Origin of the sequence: Candidatus Hamiltonella defensa 5AT (Acyrthosiphon pisum), from assembly GCF_000021705.1 — a bacterium.
In the GTDB taxonomy this organism is placed as follows: Bacteria; Pseudomonadota; Gammaproteobacteria; order Enterobacterales; family Enterobacteriaceae; genus Hamiltonella; species Hamiltonella defendens.
This window is the reverse complement of sequence record NC_012751.1, coordinates 599,448-624,417: the sequence shown is the minus strand read 5'-3', so window position 1 is coordinate 624,417 and position 24,970 is coordinate 599,448. Positions and strand designations below refer to the sequence as shown.

The 24,970-nt window shown below is 42.0% G+C and carries 14 protein-coding genes; 3 read left to right on the top strand and 11 right to left on the bottom strand.

The features are described from left to right. Positions 1 to 7 precede the first annotated feature (7 nt). From HDEF_RS03040 to gmk, 5 genes are all read right to left on the bottom strand, one after another. The gene (locus HDEF_RS03040) at positions 8 to 313 is read right to left on the bottom strand and encodes a co-chaperone GroES (protein ID WP_015873190.1); all 306 of its coding nucleotides are present in this window, start codon (positions 311 to 313) and stop codon (positions 8 to 10) included. A gap of 225 nt (positions 314 to 538) precedes the next feature. Then, positions 539 to 2,620, bottom strand: a complete 2,082-nt coding sequence (gene recG / locus HDEF_RS03035) for an ATP-dependent DNA helicase RecG (protein ID WP_044612254.1) — start codon at positions 2,618 to 2,620, stop codon at positions 539 to 541. A 112-nt stretch (positions 2,621 to 2,732) separates the two neighbouring features. Beyond that, on the bottom strand, positions 2,733 to 4,835 hold the full coding sequence (gene spoT / locus HDEF_RS03030) for a bifunctional GTP diphosphokinase/guanosine-3',5'-bis pyrophosphate 3'-pyrophosphohydrolase (protein WP_015873188.1): 2,103 nt from the start codon (positions 4,833 to 4,835) through the stop codon (positions 2,733 to 2,735). An 8-nt stretch (positions 4,836 to 4,843) separates the two neighbouring features. Next, on the bottom strand, positions 4,844 to 5,116 hold the full coding sequence (gene rpoZ / locus HDEF_RS03025) for a DNA-directed RNA polymerase subunit omega (RefSeq protein ID WP_015873187.1): 273 nt from the start codon (positions 5,114 to 5,116) through the stop codon (positions 4,844 to 4,846). 86 nt (positions 5,117 to 5,202) lie between these two features. Then, positions 5,203 to 5,838 carry a guanylate kinase gene (gene gmk, locus HDEF_RS03020; RefSeq protein ID WP_015873186.1) on the bottom strand — a complete coding sequence of 212 codons (636 nt, stop codon included), beginning with the start codon at positions 5,836 to 5,838 and terminating at the stop codon, positions 5,203 to 5,205. A gap of 204 nt (positions 5,839 to 6,042) precedes the next feature. On the opposite strand from gmk, the gene HDEF_RS03015 reads away from it, so the two are divergent. Further along, on the top strand, positions 6,043 to 6,711 hold the full coding sequence (locus HDEF_RS03015) for a riboflavin synthase (protein ID WP_015873185.1): 669 nt from the start codon (positions 6,043 to 6,045) through the stop codon (positions 6,709 to 6,711). A gap of 26 nt (positions 6,712 to 6,737) precedes the next feature. On the opposite strand, the gene HDEF_RS03010 is transcribed toward HDEF_RS03015, so the two are convergent. From HDEF_RS03010 to HDEF_RS10865, 5 genes are all read right to left on the bottom strand, one after another. Further along, positions 6,738 to 7,379 carry a calcium-binding protein gene (locus HDEF_RS03010; protein ID WP_015873184.1) on the bottom strand — a complete coding sequence of 214 codons (642 nt, stop codon included), beginning with the start codon at positions 7,377 to 7,379 and terminating at the stop codon, positions 6,738 to 6,740. Further along, positions 7,376 to 10,021: a calcium-binding protein gene (locus HDEF_RS03005; RefSeq protein ID WP_171770465.1), complete on the bottom strand. Its 2,646-nt coding sequence runs from the start codon at positions 10,019 to 10,021 to the stop codon at positions 7,376 to 7,378. The genes HDEF_RS03010 and HDEF_RS03005 overlap by 4 nt, the downstream gene beginning before the upstream one ends. 4 nt (positions 10,022 to 10,025) lie before the next feature. Next, positions 10,026 to 12,455, bottom strand: a complete 2,430-nt coding sequence (locus HDEF_RS03000) for a hypothetical protein (RefSeq protein WP_044612253.1) — start codon at positions 12,453 to 12,455, stop codon at positions 10,026 to 10,028. Positions 12,456 to 12,500: 45 nt separating this feature from the next. Continuing rightward, complete coding sequence (ltrA, locus tag HDEF_RS02995) at positions 12,501 to 14,183, bottom strand: group II intron reverse transcriptase/maturase (RefSeq protein ID WP_012738021.1); 1,683 nt, start codon at positions 14,181 to 14,183, stop codon at positions 12,501 to 12,503. A 535-nt stretch (positions 14,184 to 14,718) separates the two neighbouring features. Beyond that, positions 14,719 to 20,745 (bottom strand): pertactin-like passenger domain-containing protein, encoded by a 6,027-nt coding sequence (locus tag HDEF_RS10865; protein WP_015873181.1) that lies wholly within the window; start codon positions 20,743 to 20,745, stop codon positions 14,719 to 14,721. Between the two features lie 62 nt (positions 20,746 to 20,807). Here HDEF_RS10865 and HDEF_RS02985 point away from each other — a divergent pair, with 62 nt between their 5' ends. Then, positions 20,808 to 21,185, top strand: coding sequence for an IS630 transposase-related protein (locus HDEF_RS02985; protein WP_012737971.1), 378 nt, complete (start codon positions 20,808 to 20,810; stop codon positions 21,183 to 21,185). Beyond that, positions 21,097 to 21,630 (top strand): IS630 family transposase, encoded by a 534-nt coding sequence (locus HDEF_RS02980; RefSeq protein ID WP_086934965.1) that lies wholly within the window; start codon positions 21,097 to 21,099, stop codon positions 21,628 to 21,630. Before HDEF_RS02985 ends, HDEF_RS02980 begins: the two co-directional genes overlap by 89 nt. A 19-nt stretch (positions 21,631 to 21,649) precedes the next feature. On the opposite strand, the gene HDEF_RS02975 is transcribed toward HDEF_RS02980, so the two are convergent. After that, complete coding sequence (locus tag HDEF_RS02975; RefSeq protein WP_158533936.1) at positions 21,650 to 24,862, bottom strand: pertactin-like passenger domain-containing protein; 3,213 nt, start codon at positions 24,860 to 24,862, stop codon at positions 21,650 to 21,652. Positions 24,863 to 24,970: the final 108 nt, after the last annotated feature.

The following is a 24,970-nucleotide window of genomic DNA, read 5'->3' as shown; positions in this document are numbered from 1 at the left end:
CGGGCATTTATGCCCCAACAATTGCTAGAATGTCGGATTCGGAGAGGATCAAAACCTCTTCATTATCAATTTTTTCTGACTTCACGCCATAGCCATCGTTGAAAATAACAAGGTCGCCTACTTTAACATCCATAGGTTTTACCTGACCGTTCTCAAGGATGCGACCTTTACCCACTGCTATCACTTTGCCACGGCTAGATTTAGTCGCCGCAGAACCAGTTAAAACGATACCCCCAGCGGATTTAGATTCAGCCTCTTCACGTTTGAGAATAACACGGTCATGTAATGGACGAAGCTCTTTACTGTTTGACATTCATAGTTCTCCTGATTGAGACAATTATTATCATATTTAAGATTCATTCTGATCTATTTTAATCGATCAGTACCTCAGTCTAATAAATGGGGGTGTTTTCCTTTACCTTCAAGGGAATTGATAAAAAAATTTATTCAGCGTTGAGAAAACGTTTGTAAAAAATTTTTGGGGTGGGGCTCTTATCTTATTGTAAGAAATAATTCTTATATTTTTCTTATATTTAAATTAAGCATGTCGATAATGTTCTCCTTCAGGCAACCAACGCGCCATTAATACTTTTGCTTGTTTCGGATATTCTTTATGTAAAAAAAGCGCCCACTCACAAATTTGAGATAATAAATCTTGATCTCTGACGATGTCTGCCACTTTAAATTTTAAAGAACCGGTTTGACGGGTACCCAATAACTGACCTGGCCCTCGTATTTCTAAATCTTTTTGTGCTATCACAAAACCATCATGAGTTTCACGCATGATTTGCAAACGCTGCTGGGCGACTTGACTCAACGGGGTTTTATACAACAACACGCAATAGGAGGCGATAGAACCTCTGCCAATTCTCCCTCGTAGTTGATGTAATTGTGCCAATCCAAGACGTTCAGGATTTTCAATGATCATTAAACTGGCATTAGGCACATTGATTCCCACTTCGATGACAGTAGTCGCCACTAATAGCTGTACTTCTCCACGATGAAAAGCTTGCATGATGATGTCTTTTTCAGACTCTTTGACCCTCCCATGTAACAAACCCATTTGAATATCTGGAAGTGCTTTTCTTAGCTCTTCGTAAGTGACTTCAGCGGCCTGCGCTTCTAATAGTTCAGATTCATCAATCAGCGTACAGACCCAGTAAGCTTGTCGACCTTCTGATAAACAGATTTCTTTAATACGATCAATAATCTCAATACGACGAGTATCCGGTATGACCACCGTATGAATAGGAATGCGATCAGAGGGTAATTCATCAATGATAGAAGTATCCAAATTCGCATAGGCACTCATGGTGAGTGTTCGTGGAATAGGGGTCGCTGTCATGATGAGCTGATGTGGGTGAAAGCCTTGTTTTTCTGCTTTAGACCATAATGCTAAACGTTGATGAACACCAAAGCGGTGCTGTTCATCAATGATCACCAAGGCTAAAGCTGAAAATTTTACATGTGCCTGAAAAATGGCCTGTGTCCCTATCACCATCAAGATCTTTCCTGAAGCGATGGCGTTTTGCTGAGCTTGACGTAACTTACCTTTTTGTTTTCCCAAGAGGCATCCTGCAGACAATCCCAAAGGGGTAAACCATTGCTGAAATTGAGTCAGATGTTGCTCTGCCAATATTTCAGTCGGCGCCATCAGGGCGACTTGCTTGCCGTGAGCGATGACTTGCAATGCGGCCAAAGCGGCAACCAATGTTTTACCCGAACCCACATCTCCTTGAATCAGCCGCATCATTGGAGTCGATCTCGCCAGATCACGTTCAATCTCTGAAACCACTCTTTGTTGAGCCGAGGTCATTTTAAAAGTCAAAGAAGATAAAAAGCTTTTTTTTAACGCCTCTTTTTTAGAAAAAGGAAGCGCACGATGATGTTTTGCATTTTCGCGAGCGGTTAATAAACTCAGGTGATAGGCCATTAATTCTTCAAAAATCAGCCGTATACATGCCGGATGTCGCCATTGTGTTAACTTTTCCAGTGAAATATTTTTGGGCGGACGATGTAGTGTTTTGATGGCTTCTGGCAAGCTGATTAATGAAGTCATCAATTGAGAAGGTAAAATCTCAGCAATAGGCGTGGCTTCAAGCAAGGCAAGCGCCTGACCCACTAATTTATTTAAAGTGCTTTGAGAAAGACCTTCTGTTGTGGAATAAATCGGCGTCAGTACAGTGCTCAGAAGCGTTTCATTATTCTTTCCTTGTATTTTGAATTTTGGATGAATCATTTCCAGTCCATAATACCCTTCTTTCACTTCTCCGTAGACCATCACATCTTTACCCACAGATAACGCATTTTGGATGCCTTTATTAAAATGGAAAAAGCGCAGAATTAAGGCGCCTGTGCCATCCTCAATTTGACAAGTGAGTATCCGGCGCCGGCCTGAGCTCATCTCGGCCTGAACTATTCTCCCCTGAACAGCACCAAAAAGGCCATGCTCTAAATTTTCTATGGAATAGAGATGAGTACGATCTTCATAACGTAAAGGCAGGTGTAACAACAAGTCCTGTACATTGTATAAATTTATTCTGGAAAGCTTTGCCAGATGGTTACCACTAACACCAGAAAGGTCACTGAGGGGGATATGATGAAGCAGATCACCTTTCACTGAAGACTCCATTTTTTAATAGACCTATTCCAAAACCTAAGGACGGACTATGACTTCTTTCGTGCGTCTTGAATTTACACCTTCACTATCGCGTTTTATAAAAAGCCCAATATTAATTTCGGTTACGAATGACTTTAATCACATGTGGGATAATACGAATTTTACGCATAATACTGGCAAGGTGGCCGCGATCACGAGTCGTTAAACGAATAAAAGCACTGTAGATACGGCCATCTTTTTCTTCTGTATTTAAACTTTGAATATTAGATTTTGCAGCATTAATCGCCGCCGTTACATTGGCTAATAATCCTTGTTGATTAAACATCTCAACTCTAATCTCTACAATGAACTCTTGCACAATATTGAGATCCCACTCCACAGCCATAAATTTTTCGGGTTCTTTTTGATGACATCTAATATTGCGACAGGACTCATAATGAATCACAAATCCTTTGCCTGGGCTTATATGAGCGATGATGGGATCACCGGGAATAGGGCGACAACATTTTGCAAAGATGATCAATATTCCTTCTGCCCCTTTAATAGGGAGTTTACGGCCGTGACTGACCGTTAAATTTGTGGGATTCCCTTCCAGATTTTTAGCAACCACCACACTCATGATATTGCCCACGCCAATTTCCGCCAAGAGGCTTTCAACTGAAGTGAGTTTCATTCGTTCAAGCTCACGTTGAATATTTTTCTCTGGAATGTCAGACAATGTTTTTTCATTACTGAAAGAATGATTCAGTAAACGGCGACCGAAATTCACAGATTCATCTCTTTTGAAATTTTTCAAAAGCTGCCGAATTTTGGCTCGTGCCTTCGAGCTGACCACAAAATTAATCCAGGCGGCATTAGGTCTGGCACCAGGCGCAGTGATAATTTCAACCGTTTGACCATTCACAAGAGGCTGAGACAGTGGATAAGGAATGCGATCAACTCGCGCTCCAACACAAGCATGACCAATATCGGTGTGAACTTCATAAGCAAAATCAATCGAGGTTGCGCCTGCAGGCAGTTCTACAATACGCCCTTTGGGCGTGAAAACATAAATTTCATCAGGGAATAAATCAGATTTCACACTCTCTATGAATTCAAACGAATTAGCAGCACTTTGCTGTAATTCCAGCAAGCTTTGCATCCAGCGTTGAGCACGAATTTGCGTTGTAGTGCCCAACTCACCTTGTTGTTTATAACTCCAATGTGCTGCTACCCCCATTTCAGCCATTTGATCCATATCTTCCGTACGAATCTGGATTTCTACAGGCACACCATGAGGGCCAATTAATGAAGTATGTAAAGACTGATAACCGTTTGCTTTTGGTATGGCGATGTAATCCTTTACTCTGGAGGGGCGAGGTTTGTAGAGGCAATGAATTTGACCTAATACCCTATAACAGGTATCTACTTCTTTCACTATGACGCGGAAGGCATAAATATCCATGATGGAATCAAATTGCTGCTCTTTGCGGCGCATTTTACAATATATGGAATAAAGGTGTTTTTCTCGGCCACTGACTTTGCAGGAAATACGGGCTTCACGGAGCCTGCCTTTAATTTCAGAGAAGATTTTTTGGATCATTTCCTTGCGATTACCGCGGGCCGTTTTGATAACCTCTTTAATCACACGATAACGGTTAGGATAAAGTACCTGAAACCCCAATTCTTCTAATTCTATTTTTAAATGATGGATCCCTAAACGATGAGCCAGTGGGCTATAAATTTCAAGGGTTTCAAGAGCAATTCGCCGACGTTTGGCAGGATGTAACGACCCTAAAGTACGCATGTTATGGGTGCGGTCAGCCAATTTAATCAAAATAACGCGAATATCGTCGACCATCGCCATGATCATTTTCCGAAAATTTTCGGCTTGAGCTTCTTTTTTATCGCGAAAGTTAAGTTTATCGAGTTTTGAAAGCCCTTCGACTAATTCAGCAACCGTCTTCCCGAATAACAGCTCCATATCTTCATAAGTGGCCGGCGTATCTTCAAGGACATCATGTAATAACGCTGCTATTAAAGTTTCATAATCTAATCGCATTTTTGCCAAAATACAAGAAACAGCGACCGGATGAGTAATATATGGCTCACCGCTGGATCGTACCTGACCGTCGTGAGCATCACGAGCAACAAGATAAGCTTGTCTAAGACGCTTGATCTGCTCCTCTGGCAAGTACTCTTTAATTAACAGGTAAAGATTATCAAATAAATGCAAAATAGAGATTAATCAAAGTCTTGAGTTGAAGAAATGGTTTTCATTTGTACTTTTTTTTGTATCTGATCTTCGTGCTGATTATTTTCTTTTAGAATACTTTCTGTAATTAGACCCTGCTCAATCTCACGAAGGGCAATGACAGTGACTTTATCGTTTTCTTCAGGAACCAATGAATTTTCACGTCCCGATTGCAGCAGACGAGCTCGATGTACTGCCACTAAAATTAACTTAAAGCGATTACCCACTTTTTCTACTGCTGCTTGAACTGTGACACGTGCCATAATATTGCGCCTCATCAATGAAAAGGAATGAAAAAACATCATAAAACAATCATATTGAAACTGAAGTTAAGTCTAAAAATCATTTTCTAGACTTTATGGGGATGTTCTAAAAGAAGCTTGCTGATTAAATTATGATGGCGTTCTTGCTGTTTTTTGAGATGTAACCGTTCACCGTAAATGATATTTTTGATATCCAGCAAAGCCTGTTCAAAATCATCATTTACTATCAAATAATCATATTCTATAAAATGCGCCATTTCCATCACTGCCTGTGCCATACGCTGATCAATGAACTGTTGAGCATCTTGCTGGCGGCTTTGCAAACGATGCATCAATGCCTCTTTTGAAGGTGGCAAAATAAAAATACTGCGCGCTTTTGGCATTTTAGCTCTGATCTGTCGTGCTCCCTGCCAATCAATATCTAAAAAAACGTCACGTCCGTTTGATAAAATCGCTTCGATATATGAACGAGATGTTCCATAGTAATACCCAAAAACTTGTGCGTATTCTAAAAAGGCATCTTCTTTAATGAGTTGGCGAAATTCTTTATCAGAAACAAAAAAATAATGCTCCCCATGTTTTTCAGTTGAGCGTTTAGCACGAGTGGTATATGAAATAGAAACCTTTATCTCGCACGAAGGTGATGTTTTTAAAAAAGCCTGAATAAGGCTCGATTTTCCAGCCCCACTCGGGGCAGAAATAATATAAAGAGTGCCTTCCATATCAATAAAGAGTTCATTAATTAAAATAGATGGTGATGCAAATTTTCAGAATCATTCAAAATGCGCATCAAAAATCAATGATGAGAATCTTTCAAAATAGTAGGTTGTGAAAGGGTCTCACCAAATATCAAGGATAATCATACATCAACTCAACCAGGGATGCAGTAAAATGCGCTTCTGTATTTTTGTAAAAAGGGGGTATTTATGTTTACTGGGATTATTCAAGACAAAGCGACCGTGGTCGATATCCAGGAGGGGCAAAATTTTCGGACTATCACGCTGACATATTCAGAAAAACTCTTGTATCAGCTGAAACCAGGCGCTTCTGTGGCACATGACGGATGTTGTTTAACCGTCACAAAAATAGATGGGGATCAGGTGAGCTTTGACCTCATGCAAGAAACCTTGCGTGTGACTACACTCAATCAGCTTAAAATAGGTTCGAATGTTAATGTGGAGAAAGCGGCACGATTAGGCGATGAAATAGGCGGGCATTTAATGTCAGGACATATTATTTGCACTGCCTGTATTGACGAAATCTGTGTGGCTGAAAACAATCGTCAAATATGGTTTCGAATCACAGATCCGGAGATCATGAAATATATTTTTTATAAAGGATTTATTGGTGTTGATGGTATCAGCCTCACAGTAGGGGAGATGCAAAAAAATCGCTTTTGTAACTATTTAATTCCAGAAACGTTAGCTCGTACCACCTTAGGGCTGAAAAAATCAGGCGATAGAGTAAATATTGAAATTGATCCACAGACTCAAGCAGTAGTAGATACGCTAACGAAAACCTTAGAAAAAATCGCCGTAGACACCCGAAGCATAGGCACGGGTATGCACGTTTCAGAAAATGTCATTTTCGTTTAGAATGAGGTTAATAAATTACCAGTCGACTAACGAGAGGCCAGAGTTTCAGATATTAATTGATTCCGAGATTGAGCGACGCCTTGTGTTAACGGAATGCTCTCGCTTTCATTAAAACCAGACATCAGCATGGTCATTAAATCAGTCGTCATATTTTTATCGTTCGGCGTTTGAATTCTTTCTGATGCTTGTTGCGTCAATTCTTTTTGCTGATCAGCTGAGGTTGTTTGTTTTAATTTTAAATCTGAACGTGTTTGTATTTTTTCTATTTTTTGAGCCGTATTGAGTTTTGCGCCTTTTTTGAGGGTGACAGAAAATGCCTGTTCAAATCCAGGCTTTGACGTTTTCAGTATTCTATCTTCCCCTTCTTCTATTGTATAAACTTCGTCAGTCAGAATGTCATATAAAACCAAAGTATCGTTACCTCCGTTGTCTTCAATCACGGTATGACCATCTTTATAGCTGATTAAATAAATATCATCGCCCAGCCCACCTGAAAGGAAATCATTTCCAATGCCACCGACAATAAAGTTATTGCCTTCATAAACAAATATTTTATCGTTTCCTGAATCGCCATAGAGCACTTTATTGCCTGTACCCGTTGCAATAATGCGGTCATTTCCCTGACCTCCATGAAGAGTATTGTGATGATGGCTATGATCTATGATCACATCATCACCTGCCCCCGCATCGAATTTTTTTCAATAAAAACATCGGCGCCTGTTAAAACAAGGAGATCGTCTTTTTCTGTTGCAACTAACCGAGTCTCATCTTGACCTAAATAAATTTTTCCTGCCTCATCGACCTTTAAATGATAGAATTGCTGTCGGCTATCCATAATATTGATATGTCGATAAGATTGACTTTTCATAAATCCCTTAAAACGTATTTTTAATGGTGAAGTCTGATCTGACGATGTGGGGCCTAATATGAGGTCATCCTCTAACTGAGTGAGGATGTTTATTTGTTCAATCGCGACAGGCAAGATAAGCAGATCATCCTCAGGCTCGGCGGTGTGGTCATAATTATTAATCGATATGATACGTTCATGCTCATAGGGGAGTTCGATGTGATAAATGTCTTTTCCTGGTCCTCCTTCTAATTCATCATCGCCTCTGCGGCTGACGAATAAATTATGTTCAGCATTCCCGATTAATTGATCATTTAAAGGGGTGTCTATCATCATCAATTTAACGGTTTCAGGGAGAATGACTTTTTTGTCACCCACAACAAGGTAATCTTGTTGAGTATTTTTTTGAAATGAGACCTGCGTTTTTTCTTTTGAAAAAGAGGGGATATCAGAGTGATGTTCAATATCATTGAATATATTATATCGTGCATTAAATTGGGGAGAAAAAGGAAAAATCCCCTCAGCATTTTTTTCTATGATCTTGGGCCAATTAGGGAGTAATAAAAAGCCATCTAAAGTAGAAAACAGATATTCGTTATTTAATACTAAATATTTTTTTTCAATATCTCCGTCTTCAAACGAATAAATATCATGTATGACGAATGTGGTTTCTGTCTGATTTTGATTACGAAGCGTTATTTTTAGGGAATAAATCTGATTTTCTTGTTCTAAAATAACGGAGGTGATGTCATTGACTTGATGATGTAAACTGACCAATGAAAAATCATCTTTGGTATCATAAATATGGGCGACAACATTGTTATCGGTGGAATTTTGTAAAAGAATATAATGATCGTTTCCTTCACCGCCATGAATATGGCCTTGTTCAAAAGTGAGCACGTCATTGCCTGAATAGCCCCAAATGTGATCGTTTCCGCCTCTGCCATTAAGATAATTGTTGGCGTCATTGCCTTTGATTTCATCATCGGTGCTAGCATTGCCATAGGCATGTTCAATGTTATTAATATTGGCCCCTAATTTTTTATTTTCTATGGATCCATAGTGAATTTTTCCCTGCATCAAATCAATAAAATAACCGGTTTTGCCGGGCAAAACAGATTCAGCAATGATGATATCGTCCCCCCCTAAACCATTAAAATAACTTGCTTGTGCCAATAAATCGGGCTTTGATAAATAAAAAATATCGGCTTTATCGCCGCCTGTATATTGTTTAGAACCGGCGCTGATTTTAAAAATATTTCTTTTTTGAAGATACCCCACCGCAATATCATCTCCCTCACCGAGATCAAATAAAGCCATCGACTCCTCTTGAGCAATGTCTGAGTCATCCGAAGAGATTTTTTTAACCGTGACATTATTGTCATCATCCTCATTCACGTTAATATGATCATTTACTGCTTTTAAATGAGAGGGCTCAGGATAACGATATTCACTGTCTTTCATCTCTATTTGTTTAAACTGCTGAGCATGATCAGCAATAAATTTTTCTGCTTCTTTAGGCTCCAGTTTATCTTTTTCTATATCTACTAGAGAAAACGTACGGCCAAACATAGGATTGACCCATTTTTTATAAGATAACAATTTATAAGGTTTCATTTCTATCTTAAAATCTTGTTGACTATAAAAATAAACATTAATTTTTTGAGGGGATAAATGTTTTAATGTTTTTTGAGCGTTGTCTTTTAATATTTGATTAAATTGTTGACGAGCCGCATGTTCACTTTTTTGTTTTAACTCTTTATTTTGTAATGCAATAGTGGGTCCTAACCCTACAAATAGACGCGCATAATTTTTCCAAAATTCTTCTGTATTGAGTTCGACATGATTTTGAATTTCTTCTAACCGACGGAAGGCAGAATATAATTGCGAGGTGGCCAGAATGGCGATTCCGCCTATGACCCCTGTCATGCCGCTCATCATAACGAGTTTTGCCGCGGTGGCGCCGCCTAAAAGCGCACTTTTGTATCCAATGATAGCGCTTGCACTGGTCCCCACACCCAGCCCGCCACTGAATAGTGATAGAGAAGCATTGACCATCAAGTCTTGTCGAACTTTTGGATCAGCAGTGTCAGATATTTTTTGAAAATTAAAATAAGCCTGATAAAAATCATAAAAAGAAATCGACAAACCTAAGCCCATGTTGATAAAAGGAAGAAACTGGATCCCCTTGTTGAGACCTATTTGTATAGAAGGAGAATAAAGTTGTAATTGATGCTTGGGTATTCCTGTCAAATTCATGTGTAGTTTATAAAAACCATATTGACTCAGATCTAAGTTGGCACTAAAAAAAAGAGAGGAATAAAGGGCTTTTTGTTGTATTTCTATTATTTTTCTTTCTTGATTAGTTAATGATTTATTTTTTAAAAGATTTTTAATCTTAATGATTTCATATATACCATGAAAGTAATTAGAGATTTGCATAAAAGTATCGATACGATTCATTTTTTTATAAATATTCAAAAAATTTTTTTTTTAAATGAGAAGAAGACACCGGTTTGTCAGGAATAGATTGAATGAGATCGGTGGTCATTTTTTTATCTTCTTTTTCTCCTTCTAAAATAGCACTGATAGAAGGGGTTATTTTGATTTTTTCTTTTAAAAGTGTAATGGCTATTTCTACTTCATGCGCTTGGGTATTTTGATTTAACAAATAATCTTTTAATTTTCTCGCGTTAAAACGAAGACGTGATAATAATTTTTCTGGGGAAGAAAAATTCTCTACAGAAAGTCCTTGTTCACCAAACATGCCCCCCATTTTATAAATTAATGAAGGAGAGAAAGTCAGTTTATTTAAAATAATGTTGGGTAATTCAAAGATGCGTTCTTTATCGGAACGAAAATCAGAGATAAATGTCTCTATATTATTTAATTGATTAAAATCAGTTAACGCATCTTGATGTAATGTGGTGATATTAAAATAATAATGCCCTCGAAATTTTTCAAACCCATATAATTGACCTCGGGTTTGATGATCCAGCACTTTGGAATCAAGATAATCATTAAGAAATTGATCGAATTCGGTATTCTTTTCATCAGATGTCTTGATTTTGATATCTCCAATAATGGGGTCATACAATGTGATTGTATGACCTTGATCGTTTTGAGTGATATCTAAAACCAGGATATGTCCACGATTCGATTGAGTAGCACTTAAAAAATAACGCTTGGGTTTTTTAGGTAAAACGGAATAATGTGATGTGGTTATAAAAATGTTTTTCTGTTTTTGCTTTATGTTTTCTTTTAAAGATTCAAATAGATTCTGAAATTCTTTTAGTTTTTTATGATCAGGGGAATCAGCTTGATCAATATTGATCATAAAATGCGTTGTTAAGAATTTTAAAAAATTGTTATAAGATTCTCTTCCTTTTGTTTTTAAATTTACCCAAATAATGCCTAGTGTGAGGCTGTTATAAGCCTGATTTTCAATATTTGGAATATAAAGGGATTGTGGATAAATATTGGTACGAATTCCGGCGGAATTGTATTTTTTTTTAGAGGAGAGCACGATTAAATCTTTTAAATTTTTTTCTTGTATTACCCGTAAATAATACGCCTTTTCTAAGGCTTCTTGATCGCTGAGTGTATTTAATTCATTTTCAATATTTCCCATAATTAATAATTGCTTGGCTTTTAACATCCAGTTTTTTCTTTTCAACGGATCAAAACAAATTTTGACAAACTCTTTATAATTAAAAACGTGATTTTTATCTTCAAAAAACCCTTTTAATAAAGTCAACATCCCTTTATCTTTCTCAATAAATTCATAATCCAATTTTTTACTGGCAACATCATTAATAATTTTGATAACTTGTTTGACCCGCCCAATTCTATGCTGCGCAGGTTCTAAATTATCTAAAGGATTTTTTGAATATTCATTGATAATAAGATGTCCTTTTTTATCAATTCTGCGTAAGACAGATTCACGTATTTGATTAAAAGAATCATAAGGTAAGGTCACCAACAATTCATTGTTTTTATGATGAACTATTTTAATGGTGATTTGAGTCATTTTATTATCAGCATTTAAAGTGTAAGACACCAATTGACCTTTCACTTTTGGATGAAAATTCACTTGAATTTTTTTTTCAACTAAAGATTTGAGAAAATAGCTTTCTTCCTGTGATTGTGCTTCTTTCCAAACTCCATCGTAACTTGAATTATCGTTTGGCACTAAACGCGTATATTGTATTTTAGTTTTCTCTCCTGCTTCTGGATCTTGAAATTGATATAATTTCTCCCCATTTGAGCGAGTCGTATTAAGAAGACAATTCGTAGTAAATTCACGCCAGGCGGTATATTGATTAAAAGAGTAAGCGCCAAGATTAGCGTCGAAAAAGGTCCAATATCTTTGACCATTTTGATGAATGACGGTGACAGCCATCGCATGGTTTTCTGTATAAAATAAAAAATATTGATTTTGATAAGGGTTTTTTAAAAGATCAAAAAAACTCATCAATCTGGTTTCAGAGCTTGATTGAAAAGGCATGATATATCCAGAATTATTTTTTGTATCTACTTTTAAACTATTTCTTTCGATGGTCTCTGAGTATTCTTCATTAGCGGATGTAAATAAAGAAGAGACTATTGATTTTATCTGTTGAGAATGAGATTTTTTATAAAATAATAAATTTTCACCTGCAATTTCAGTGTTTTGACTACTATCTAATCTGAACATTTTTTCAAGTTCAGTTGAAAGGTATTGATGACGAAGTTGATTTTTTAAAATTTTTTCAATTTGATAGGCATCTTCATTTCCTTTTATTTTTAAATAATTTTTATCATCACTTTCTGTTAAGCTTTTTAACCAAAGCATATAACCTTTACCGCCTCCTGCAGAATGATTAGGTAAGCAGGCCGCAAGTGCCCACTCCCTCAAGAACCGTACGTGCGAGTTACCCCGCATACGGCTCACGCAACTTACTCACTTCAACATTTTTCCTTTTTTGCTATGTAATTGTCTGTGGCAATTAGCATGTAACAATCTTAGATTAGCCAGCTTGTTGTCACCCCCTTCAGCTTTAGGCTGAATATGATGAACATGCAATTGTTCACCATTGTCCAACTCTTGATCACAGAGAGGACAATAACCTTTCTGTCGCTTATAGAGGTTAACTTTGACACCGTAAATAAAAGGCTGTTTACGTGCCTGCCTATTACGCCAATAGTCACGCAATTCCGGATTGTCGGGGGAAGCATTTTTTGGAACTAGCCAATGACGCTGTATTTTTGTCCATGCATGCTTCCAAAGAAATCCACCGGTTGATTTATCCATAAATACTGAATAGTCTTCTCTACCTGGTATCTTGCCTAAGTAGTGTTTTCTTCGCCACCACCAGTGTTTATTGGGATGACGTCGATACAAATATCTACGTTGGCGGATCCACATCCATTGGTCTAATGCACTGAATGTTCTTTTTGAAGCACCAATACGATAGTAATTACACCATCCTATTATCTTGGCATTCAGTTGTCTTATTCCTTCTTGTGTCGGCATACCGATAATACCTTTCCAGGTCATTCTCATTTGCTGTTTGTACCTTTTCATCGACTCCTTTGAGGGCTTCGTTAACAATATATATCCCCGTTTTCTGTGGCGATTGTCATAATGTCGTATATTAAATCCCAGGAAGTCGAATCCTTCCTTCAAGTGTTTGATACTGGTTTTTTCTTCAGAAAGAGCTAACCCTCTCTGAGCTAACCAAATTTGCAACTTTATTTTGGCAGTTTCGCACTCTTCACGGGATTTACCGAATACGACAAAATCATCCGCATAACGAACTACTGCATAAGGTTGCCCTTGTTTTGGCGTGCCGTTTTTCCAGTATTGAATACCCAGTAAGGTCTCCATTCCGTGGAGTGCAATATTGGCCAGTAGTGGACTGATAATCCCGCCTTGCGGAGTACCTGCAACATTGGGTATATAGTTGCCATGTTCCAGCACACCGGCTTGTAACCATTGTTTAATCATGTTTCTTTCGGGGAATCCCCCGATTTTTTTTATGAGAAAATTATGGTCAATGTTGTCAAATGCGCCTTTAATATCTGCATCTAGTACCCAGTGCCGTGTCCCTCGTGCTCTGGCAATACAGAAAATTTTTTGTATTGCGTCATGGGCACTTCGCCCCGGTCTAAATCCGTAGCTGACTGGTTCAAATTTTGCTTCCCAATAAGGTTCCAGCGCCGATTTAACTATCGCTTGTCTACAGCGGTCGAGAATGGTTGGGATCCCAAGAGGGCGTTTTTTTCCATTCTTTTTTGCTATGTAAACTCGTTTTACTGGATAAACCTTTTCTGAAGTTGTTTGGCTTAATAACTTATAAAGATGTTCTCGTCCTTTATGGTCATTAATTACCTGATTATCTACTCCAGCCGTGTGTTTTCCCCGATTGACCTGAGTGACTTTCCTGATAGCCAGAAGATGGTTAGCTCTTGATTTCATCATGAGTTTTTGCAGATTTCTGACTTTCTTTAAGTCACCTGTTGCTGAAGCCCTATATATTCTTTGCCTTAGATTATTAATCATGGCTGTCACAACACGCCAGTTAATAGCATGCCATTCCAGTTGTTGTTCATAGTTTTGATTTATTACGTTTGCCATAGGCATCTAACTCTTCTAAATCAATTCATAACCTTGGTAAAGGATTATATGGGTAAGTCACCCGTTCCACGTCAGCCTCTTTTCAGAGTAAAGTAATTACCTCTATCAATCCTGTTATGATTTCCAGTTGCCTTTCGGCTGATTGCCTTCGCTTTTTGGAACGTCTTATGCCCACTGTCTCTTAGTATTTACATCAACACTAAAAGATTAATGGGGTTACCGTGTTTCACACCATGAAGATACATTGAGTGGGCTGCCTCCTCTATGCCGGGGAACGGGATCCGTCGTAAAGAACGAACACTCTTCTTTACCCGTTTCTAACTGTCGTTAAACTTCCCCATAACACGTCACATCTGATTTCGTGTTTTACTTGCTTACGACATTTTAATAACGGAGATTCACTTTATTCAACCCATTTCAGTTTTGCCTTGCCCCTATTTCTTATTCAGCTTAATACTTTAGTTAGGCTTTCATTCTCGCTTAGCACAAGAGAATTACTCCTCTTGCACCGAGTAAGTGGCAATAAGGTTTCGGATCAACCTTACCCTTTTTCAAGGGACTTCTGTGGTGCAACTTTCACGTCGCACGTATTCATCCAGAACATGCCTATACCGGTACTAGGACCAGTAAGAGTATGTATTGTTATTTTATTAAAACGCGTGTCGTCGATGTGAGACTGAAATTTAATATTTCCTTCATTAATCAAGCTCTTAAAAACAGAATTGCCCGTGGCAAACCAGGTACTTTGGGGGTTAATCAATAAACTTGTTGCGTTCATCACATTCCCGCTTAATTCACTCCCTTTTAACATGACATTGGCCCTGCTGAGCCCACTTTCCTTATAAATATGACCGGGCAGTTTTGTTTGATTGACCATTAAATTGACCTCTCCGGGATGACCCGAATCCGAATTCAGGATATTCAGGGCGTATCCGCTGCCGGGAGAAGAGATGGACACATTGTTGAGAACCACATCCATTTTTCCGCCTTTAGAGGCGATGAGGTCCCCTCTGGCGTCTAGCGACCCGCCTGTGATTTCAGCAAAACTCTTATTTCCTTCGTTTTCTGGGGTAAACCCATAAAGAATCGCTGAATCTGTCCCGGTGGTTTTGATATCAGAATCAGTGATTTTTAATGTGCTTTTTTCAGATAGCAGCGCCGCGTGAGACGATCCTCCGTGGGTTGTTATTTTGCTGCCGTTGTTGATATTGACCGTTGCCCCTCTGTAAGCGATGACACCTGCGCTGTCTTGAGCATTGACCTCGATATTCATGTTATTGCCTGACAGCTGTGACTTCTCTCCGGAAGCCAAAAGACCGACAGAATACTGCCCGTCACCGCTAATGGTGCTGTTGTTGATAGTGGCCGAGGCACCGCTTAAAGCGAGCACACCTATGGTGTCTTGAGCATTGATATTGATGTTATTGCCCGTCAGATTTGATTTCTCTTGAGAGACAAAGAAACTTCTCAAGGATTCTCCTTCGTTCGTAATGCTGCTGTCATCTATAGTGACGCTTGCTCCTTTTTGAGCTTTGACACCGATGGCATCTTCACCCTTTAAGACTATAGTCAGGTTATTGCCGGTCAGATTTGATTTTTTATCAGAGGCAAAAAGACCTCTAAACGCATTCCCTTCGCCGGTAATGCTGCTGTCGTCTACAGTGACGTTTGCCCCATGTTTAGCTGAGACACCTCTGCCTTCTTGACCCTTGACGTTTATATTCAGATTTTTGCCATTGAGAATAGTCTTATCTCCCACAGCCGAAAGGCCGTAAGCATTTTCGCCTGTGGTGACAATAGTGCTGAGACCGATACCGACCTTCGCACCGGCTTCAGATTTGACCCCTTCAGAGTTTTTACCCTTTGTGGTGAGATCAATGGCATTTGCCGTGATCTCGGTACCTGTATCAGAGGCATATAATCCAGGAGAGTGTGCTCCACCTGTTGCCACTGTGATCAATTTATCCTGGGCTCCTTTCAGAGTGACAGTAGACCCCTCAATCACTTTGACCGCAGGGCTGTTTTCACTACTACTGGTGACGGATAAAGCGCCTTGATGATGAACGGTCGTTTTGTTTTTGACTTCTATCCCTTTCTTGTAAAACCCGTTTTCGGTCAAAGTATGGCTTTCACCGTCATCAAAAATCCTTTTTATTGTTGAAAAAACAGCACCACTTTGCGTCACCGCGTTGACTGTGGTTGATGGTGACGGAGAATGAACACCGAATGGTTCATCAGGGTTTGATGCCGACTGAGCGACGAGATTTGTTTGCGGATTGGTGACGGCCGAGGAGGTATCGGGTTTTTCGATCACTGACACCGTTGATGGAGTCATCGCGATAGCTGGTTGGGATTCTGACACCTTCGAAGCGATGATGCCGGATTGAGGTCGCTGCTGATTTTCCTGAGGCAATATAGTTCCACCAGATAGGGGCCTTGAGGCCAAGACTGTCTCGGTTACAGACTCATTAACAGAGGATTGTCGGTGGGATTCCAATCCTGGTTGCGATTTTTCAGCGGGTTGAGGTTGATGAGACACCAGCGACCAGCCGCGCTGTCTGTCATCTAATACCCGATTTCTGTCATCCGGCACCTGCTGGCTGTCATCGGGTACCAGATAATACTGGTACGTCCCGACGTCCACCACGCCACCCTCGTTCGCCAGGGTGAATTTTGCATCACCGCCTCCGGTCTGAATGATTTTCAGGCTATCGTCTGCTCTTGGGCTTTGACCACTGTCCTTCACCATCACCCCAAACTCGCCCTCGGCTTTTCGTCTGACGTTAAGGAAATCCCCCTGGTGTCCCGCAATGTCCGTATTCATCCAGAACATCCCGGTTCCACTCAGATTCTCCAGAGACAAACTTTTATAACCCGGTATGCCTATCGAATTTAAGCTCGTCGCGCTGGGCGATTGAAATTGAATCTTCCCTTCATGATGGAGGTCTTTCAACATAGATGGCCCCGTGACCAACCACGTACTGGCAGGGTCAATCGACACATGGGTCGCATTATTAGCCCAACCGATCAACTCACTCCTGTTTAACGTCACGTTAGCCTTACTGCCTTCAGCAGCAGAAATATTCCCCCGAAGGGTTTGTTTTTTCTCTAGCTCTACCCCTGGCTCTTTGATGTCATTGAGCACCAAATTGACCTCTCCAGTCTGACCCGAGTTAGAATTGAGCACATTCAGGAGATAGCCACTCCCAAGAGAAGAGACAGACACCTGGTTGAGAACCACATCCATGGTTCCCCCTTGAGATAAAATGAGGTCCCCACTCGCTTCTAGCGACCCTCCTGTCATTTCAGCCACACTCTTTTGTTCGCTATTCCCTGGGGCAACATAAAAAGTCGCGGAATTTTTTCCAAGAGTTTTGATAGCAGAATCACTGACGTTTAACCGGCCTTTTTGGGTCAGCTGTATCGCGGGAGAGAAGGCGCCCTCCGTGGTAATCACGCTGCGATTCTGAATATTAACCTGTGCATCTTTGTCAACTTCCACTGTTTTGCTGTTTTTACCCTTCGCGTTCATGGTCAGGTTATTGACTGTCAAAATTGCATGCTCTCCGTAAGCCGAAAGACCGAAAAAATCCGGCCCTGTGCCAATAATTTTGCTGTCATTGAGGATCACATGAGCATTATTTCGAGCCGTAACCCCCCTGCCTCTTTGACCTTCTTTGAGATCTAAAGTGAGATTATTGCCTTCCAGATGAGTCTTATCTCCCGAGGCCCAGAGACCGTAAAAATTATCCCCTGTGCTGGTCATCATGCTGTCTTTAACAGTGACCTCTGCACCATTAACCGCTTTAAGACCTCTGCTGTTTTGACCGTTAGCCGTTATCGTTGTGTTATTGACCGTCAGCTTTGACTGGTCGTCGGAGGCCACAAAACCGACAAAAGCATCCGCATCACCGGTCATCCTGCTGTCCTTAAGACTGACCTGTGCGCCACCAGCAGCGCTAACACCCCCGCCATTTTTGCCCTTGATGTCTATGGTCAGGTTATTTGCTTCAAAATTGGTCTGATTTCCATAGGCCCAAAGACCGAGAAAATCCTTGCCGGTGCCGGTAATTTTGCTGTCATTGCTCAGCGTCACATGGGCATGATCTCGAGCAATAACGCCTCTGCCTTTTTGACCTTCTTTGACCTCTATAGTCACTTTTTTGCCGGTCAGCCTGGCTTTATCTGCCCAAAAACCGTAAGAATTATCCCCAGTGTTCGTAATGGTGCTGTCCTCAATCATCCCTTCTGCCCCAGCGAGAACTTGAAAACCTCTGCTGTTTTGACCGTTTGCTGTTATCGTCGTCTTGTTGACCTCGAGCTTTGACTGATCTGCCGAAGCCAGAAGAGCGTAAAAATTCTTTCCCTGACCGGTGATAGTGCTGTCTTGGAGATCGACTTTGGCCCCCTTTTCAGCTTTGATTCCTTTGCTGTCCTCACCGGTTGTGGTTATCTTCGTCTTATTGACCCTCAGCTTTGATTGATCTGCCGAGGCCAGAAGACCGTAAAAATTCTTTCCGTGACCGGTGATGGTGCTTTCCTGGATATCAACCTCTGCCCCCTTTTCAACTTTGACGCCTTTGCTGTCTTGGCCGTTTGTTGTTATCGTCGTCTTGTTAACGCTCAGCTTTGACTGGCCTTCCGAGGCCACAAGACCGACAAAATTCGCCCCGTCGCTGCTGATCGTGCTGCCTTGAATATTGACTTTCGAATCAAGCGTGGTCACTCCTTTGCTATTTTTACCCTTGACCTTTATCTCCAGGTTCTTGCCTTCCAGATCGGTATGTTCTGCCACGAGACCCAAAAAATCGTCACTTGTGCCCGTGATCGCGCTGTCCTCGATATCGACCTTTTGCGCTTTTCTGCCGGCAACCCCGATTCCTTCTTCACCATGGATGTTTATTTTCAGGTGATTCCCCACCAAATTTGTGTTTTCCCCTTCAGCCAAGAGACCGTAAGCATTCTCTCCGTTGCCCGTGATCGTGCTGTTTTGAATATTGACCGTGGCCCCTTCGTCCGTTTTGATACCTTGAGAACGGTCATCATTTGTGGTGATACCGATTTTATTGGCAGTGACCTGGGTGCCTTTACCTGAGGCATGTACCCCATGAGACTCGGTGCCACGGGTGGTCAATGTCGTCGATTTGTTTTCAGCCCCTTTCAGGGTGACCGTGGACCCTTCACTCACTTTAACCGCACTTTTTGAATCGTGATTGCTGGATACTAACAGCACGCCTTGATTCTGGAGATTCTCGACTGTCGTGCTGTTTTTGACTTCTATCCCCTGAAAGTAAAGACTATCGCGCAATATATGGCTTTTGCCGTCATCAAACAGGGTTTTTTGTGCAGAGGCAATGGCACCTTCAGTCACTTTGTCTACTGTGGGTGGCATTAACGGTGGAGGCGCTGACGTCGACGCAGGGGGAGCGTCTGGCTGGAGTGGCTGATTCATCCCCTCCGTCACAATTTTATCAGCCCCTGTTTCGCTAGAAGACGCAGTCACAGGCGTCGGTAGATTGAGTTCTGTTCCCTTCGTTGCTGTCTTTATTTGGGATTGATGAGACACCAGAGACCAGCCTCGCTTTCTGTCATCCAACACGCGCTTTCTGTCATCCAACACGCGCTGGCTGTCGTCCGGCACGCTATTGCTGTCATCTGCGACCAGATAATATTGGTACGTGCCGACATCGACCACCCCACCTTCGTTGGCCAGGGTAAATTTCGCATCACCGCCTCCCGTCTGAATGATTTTGAGGCTATCGTCTGCTGTCGGGCTTTTACCGCTGTCAGTGACTTTTACCCCAAATTTACCCTCTGCTTTTCCTGTGACGTTAAGAAAATCCCCTCGGTGCCCCGCGATGTCCGTATTCATCCAGAACATCCCTTTTCCACTGAGACTCGCCAGAGACAAGGTTTTATAAACCGGTGTGCCCATGGGATGTGAACTCGTGGCACTGGGCGCTTGAAATTCAATCTTGCCTTCATTTTTGAGCTGTTTCACTGTAGAAGGCCCTGTGATCGACCACTGACTCGTAGGGTCTATCGACATATTGGTCGCTTTGGCCCACCCGATTAAATGGCTGTTGTTTAACGTCACATCGGCTTTGCTGCCTTCGGCGGCAAAAATATTTCCCCGCAGTGTTTTTGTGGGATCTTTTTCTTCTATTGGATTGAACACCGACAAATTGACCTCTCCGGGATAACCTGAATCCGAATTCAGCACATTCAGGAGATAGCCGCTGCCTGGAGGAGAGACTGACACATCGTTAAGCACCACATCCATGGTGCCGCCTTGAGACAAAATCAGGTCCCCCCTCGCTTCTAATGACCCCCCTGTCATTTCAGCCAGGCTCTTTTGTTGGCTCTTCCCTGGAGCCGCATAAAAAATCGCGGAATTTTCCCCGGTGGTTTTGATATGAGAATCACTGATGTGTAATCTACCTTTTTGAGCCAGCTGCATGGCTGGAGAAGAGTCACCCTGAGTGGTAATCACACTGCGGTTCTTGATATTGACCCTTGCATCTTTATCCACTTTAACAGCCTTGCTGTTTTTGCCCTTCGCCTCCATCGTTATAGCTAAGCGATTTAATTTTAGTTACAATATAAAGAACTAATTAGCATGAGGTCACTATGAGTTATTCAGTGGATTTTCGTCAAAAAGTCCTGAGTATTCGAGAGAAAGAAGGACTGAGCATCAGAGCAACGGCGAAGCGTTTTCACGTAGGTACAGATACTCTCAGGCGTTGGCTCAAGCGAATAGAACCGAAACCCTCGGGTCCGCGTCGAGGCAAGATGGATAAAGAGGCGTTTATCAAAGATGTGGCAGAGTATCCAGATAGCTATCAACGGGAACGGGCGGCCCGTTTCGGGGTGTGCCCCAAAGCCATCTGGCAAGCATTGAAAAGATGGGGTCTGACCTATAAAAAAAACTCTGCGTCATCCCAAGGCAAACGAAGAGGCACGACAGGGGTTCCAGGAAAAAATCGCGGGGTATCAAAAGCAGGGTAAATCTCTGGTTTATCTCGATGAGAGCGGCTTTGCTCACGATATGCCCCGCCTCTACGGATACGCTACACGAGGTCAACGCTGTTTTGGGACTCACGATTGGCAGGCTAAGGGCCGCACTAACGTCATTGGTGCCTTATTAGGGGTCACTCTCATCGCGGTGGGCCTCTTTAACTGCTCCATTAACAGCGATGTTTTTTATGCCTGGGTCACTCAGCTGCTCCTACCCGCTCTTCCTCATCCGTGCGTGATGATGATGGATAACGCTTCTTTCCACAAGCGAAAAGATATTCAACACGCCATTCTCAACGCCGGTCATTCTATTGAATATTTGCCTCCTTATTCGCCCGAGTTCAACCCTATTGAGCACACATGGGCTCAAGCTAAAAGAAAAAGAAGAGAACTTCAATGCGACATCAATACCTTGTTTTCAGAACATATTATGTAACTATTCTTATGTCGTTTAGCTATAGATTATTGACTGTCAGGGTTGAATTTTCTCCGTAAGCCGAAAGACCGAGGAAATGCTCTCCTTCACTGCTCATGGTGCTGTTATCGATAATCACGTTTGCCCCATTTTGAACATCAACCGCGATTGCATTTTTATTTTTCAGCGTGAAGTTGATTTTATTGCCCATCAAATGGGTATTTTCTTGATAAGCCGCAAGACCCAAAAATTTTTCCCCTTCGCTGGTTATCGTGCTCTCATCAATACTGACCTGTGCACCGCTGGTCGCGGTGACCCCTTTGCCATTTTTAGCCTGTGACTCTATGGTTGTCTTATTCACCTCCAGCTGAGTATTGTCCTGGTGAGCCGAAAGACCGGTAAAATTCTCTTCTGTGCCAATAATGCTGCTGCCCTCAATAGAGATTTTTGCGTCTTTGTAAACGTTGACCCCTTTGCCGTCTGCACCCGTTACCTTGATATTCAGGTTTTTGCCCTCGAAATTTATGTCGTGATAGGCCAAAACACCCGAAAAATCACCCCCTGCGCCGGTAATGTTACTGTCATTGATGATCATCTTTGCACCACTGGCAATTTTGAGCCCGGTGCCACTTTTACCGTTTGATTCTATCTTCAGGTGATTACCCTCCAGATTTGTCTTTTCTCCCTCCGCTGAAAGACCCAAAAAGTCGCTCTCTGAACCGATTACCTTACTTTTCTCGATCTTGACCTGTGCGCCGCTGACTGCAGAGATCCCTTTGCCATTTGCCCGATTTAAATTTATCGTCAGATTCTTGCCCTCCAGATTTGTGTTCTCTTGGTGTGCTACAAGACCGAAAAAATTCTCTCCTTCGCCGGTAACTTTACTGTCATTAATAACGACTTTTGCCTCGTTTTGGGCTAAAACACCGGTGCCACCTTCAGCATTGACTTTTATCTTCATGTTATTGCCCGTCAGATTTGTTTTATCTCCTTCGGCCAAAATACCCAAAAAATCGTTGCCTGTACCGGTAATGGTACTGTGCTTAATGTCAATTTCTGCCCCATCGACCGCTTTGAGCCCTCTACTATTTTGATTGCTTATCTCTATTTCCACTTTATCGCCTGTCAGACTTGTGTTGTTCCCCTCGACTAACAGGCCCACAAAATCGTCCTCCTCGCCTTCGCCGATAATTTTACTTTCCTCGATAACGACCTCTGCCTGATTGGAGGCTTGAACCCCCCTGCCGTTTTTATCCTTAACCTTTATGGTTGTTTTATTGGTCTTCAGATGGCTTTGATCTCCCTCGGCCAAGAGACCCACAAAATTCTCTGCGTCGCCACTAATGGTATCCTCCTCGACAGTGACCTGCGCCCCGTTTGAAACTTGAACCCCCCTGCCGTTTTTATCCTTAACCTTTATGGTCGTTTTATTGGACTTCAGATTCGTTTTCTCTTTTTCGGCGAAAAGACCGATAAAATCTTCCCCTTCGCCGATAATACTACTACCGTCCTTGATCGTGATCTGTGCCCCTGTGCCAGTAGCGACCCCTCTGCCATTTTTACCCTTTGACTCTATGTGGATGTTAGAACCCGTCAAATTTGTTTTGTCTTGATAAGCTGACAAACCTAAAAAATTGTCTTCTTGACCGTTAATATGGCTGCCCGTCATATCGACCGTAGCGCCTCTGTACGCTTTGACCCCGGTGGCGTTTTTATCATTTAACGTGATCGTAATATTTTTGCCTTCCAAATGAGTTTTCTCTCCATGCGCCCAGATACCAGAGAAATGCTCACCCGTGCCGGTGACGGTACTGTCCTGGAGATTGACCTGTGCGCCTCTGGAAGCCTTAATCCCTCTGCCGTCTTTACCATTTGACTCTACCGTCAGGTTATTGCCCCGCAAATTTGCGTCTCCTTCGCTCAAAAGACCGGAAAAACCATCCCCTTTGCCGCTTATTTTGCTGCCGGTAACAATGACCGTTGCCCCATCTTCAGATTTGAGACCTTCAGAATCTCCCCCATTTGTGGTGACATGAATTTTATCTGCCGTCATTTCTGTGCCTGTACCCGAGGCAACTAAACCAGGAGAGGTATTTCCACTGGTTGTCACTGTAACGAGTTTATCTTGAGCGCCCTTCAAAATCAGCGTGGCTCCGTCACTCACTGTTACCGCAGGGCTGTTTTGATTGCGGGTGGTCACCGATAGAGCGCCTTTATTCTCGACTGCATTTTGACCTGTGACTTCTATCCCTTCATTGTAAATTTCTTTTTCTAAATTCTGTTTTTCTTTATGCTCAATCGCTTCTGTCAAAGCTTCTGCCACTGGAACTGGTTTCTCATCGAGGCTGTGTGGTTCAGGTTGTGGAGTCATCTCTCGTGTCAAAATTTCGCCGGATACTGGCGTACCTGTCGCGATCTCAGAGGCGGTTAACGTATTAGCGTTAACAAACAATGTTGAATTTGAATTGGGTTCTAATGATGATGAAGCAGGATGGGGAATATTAGGTTGGAGTTGTTCAGTGTTGACTGCTGCTGTTGGTGATAGTGTAGAACTGACGGGGGTTTGTGGATTGGGTTCTGATTCCGGTTGCGATTTTGGGGAGGGTTGAGGTTGATGAGATACCAGTGACCAGCTTCGCTGTCTGTCATCTAGCACCCGCTCCCTCTCATCCGGAACCTGATTGCGGTCATCGGGGATCAGATAATACTGGTACGTCCCCACATCAACCAACCCTCCTTCATTCGCCAGGGTGAATTTCGCATCACCTCCTCCAGTCTGAATGATTTTCAGGCTATCTTCTGGTTGGGGGCTTTTACCGCTGTCATTCACCCTCACTCCAAAATCGCCTTTGGCTTTTCCTGTGACGTCAATAAAATCCCCTTGGTGCCCCGCGATGTCGGTATTCATCCAGAACATCCCTGTTCCACTGAGACTCCCCAGAGACAAGGTGGTATAACCCGATGTGCCCGTTGCATTTGAGCTCGTGGCGCCAGGCGATTGAAATTCAACCTTCCCTTCATTTTTAAGGTGTTTCAACGTAGAAGGCCCGGTCACCGACCACGTACTGTCAGGGTCAACGGACAGATGGGTCGCGTTGGCCCAGCCGATTAACCCACTCTTGTTTAACGTCACGTTAGCCTTGTTTCCAGGGGCTGCAAAAATATTGCCCCGCAGTGTTTTTGCTTTTTTTGGCGCTTTTTCTTGATTGATCACCAAATTGACCTCTCCGGGATAAGCCACATCCGAATTCAAGACCTTAAGAAGGTACCCACTTCCGGGAGAATGCGTGAACACATTGTTAAGAAAAACGTCGGTGACCCCGCCGTCAGATAAAATAAGGTCTCCACTGGCTTCTAGAGA

Coding starts and splice junctions, on each gene's coding strand:
- HDEF_RS03040 (WP_015873190.1), bottom strand. CDS start 313: ATGTCAAACAGTAAAGAGCTTCGTCCATTACATGACCGTGTTATTCTC.
- rpoZ (WP_015873187.1), bottom strand. CDS start 5,116: ATGGCACGTGTCACAGTTCAAGCAGCAGTAGAAAAAGTGGGTAATCGC.
- gmk (WP_015873186.1), bottom strand. CDS start 5,838: ATGGAAGGCACTCTTTATATTATTTCTGCCCCGAGTGGGGCTGGAAAA.
- HDEF_RS03015 (WP_015873185.1), top strand. CDS start 6,043: ATGTTTACTGGGATTATTCAAGACAAAGCGACCGTGGTCGATATCCAG.
- HDEF_RS03005 (WP_171770465.1), bottom strand. CDS start 10,021: ATGAATCGTATCGATACTTTTATGCAAATCTCTAATTACTTTCATGGT.
- ltrA (WP_012738021.1), bottom strand. CDS start 14,183: ATGCCTATGGCAAACGTAATAAATCAAAACTATGAACAACAACTGGAA.
- HDEF_RS10865 (WP_015873181.1), bottom strand. CDS start 20,745: ATGGAGGCGAAGGGCAAAAACAGCAAGGCTGTTAAAGTGGATAAAGAT.
- HDEF_RS02985 (WP_012737971.1), top strand. CDS start 20,808: ATGAGTTATTCAGTGGATTTTCGTCAAAAAGTCCTGAGTATTCGAGAG.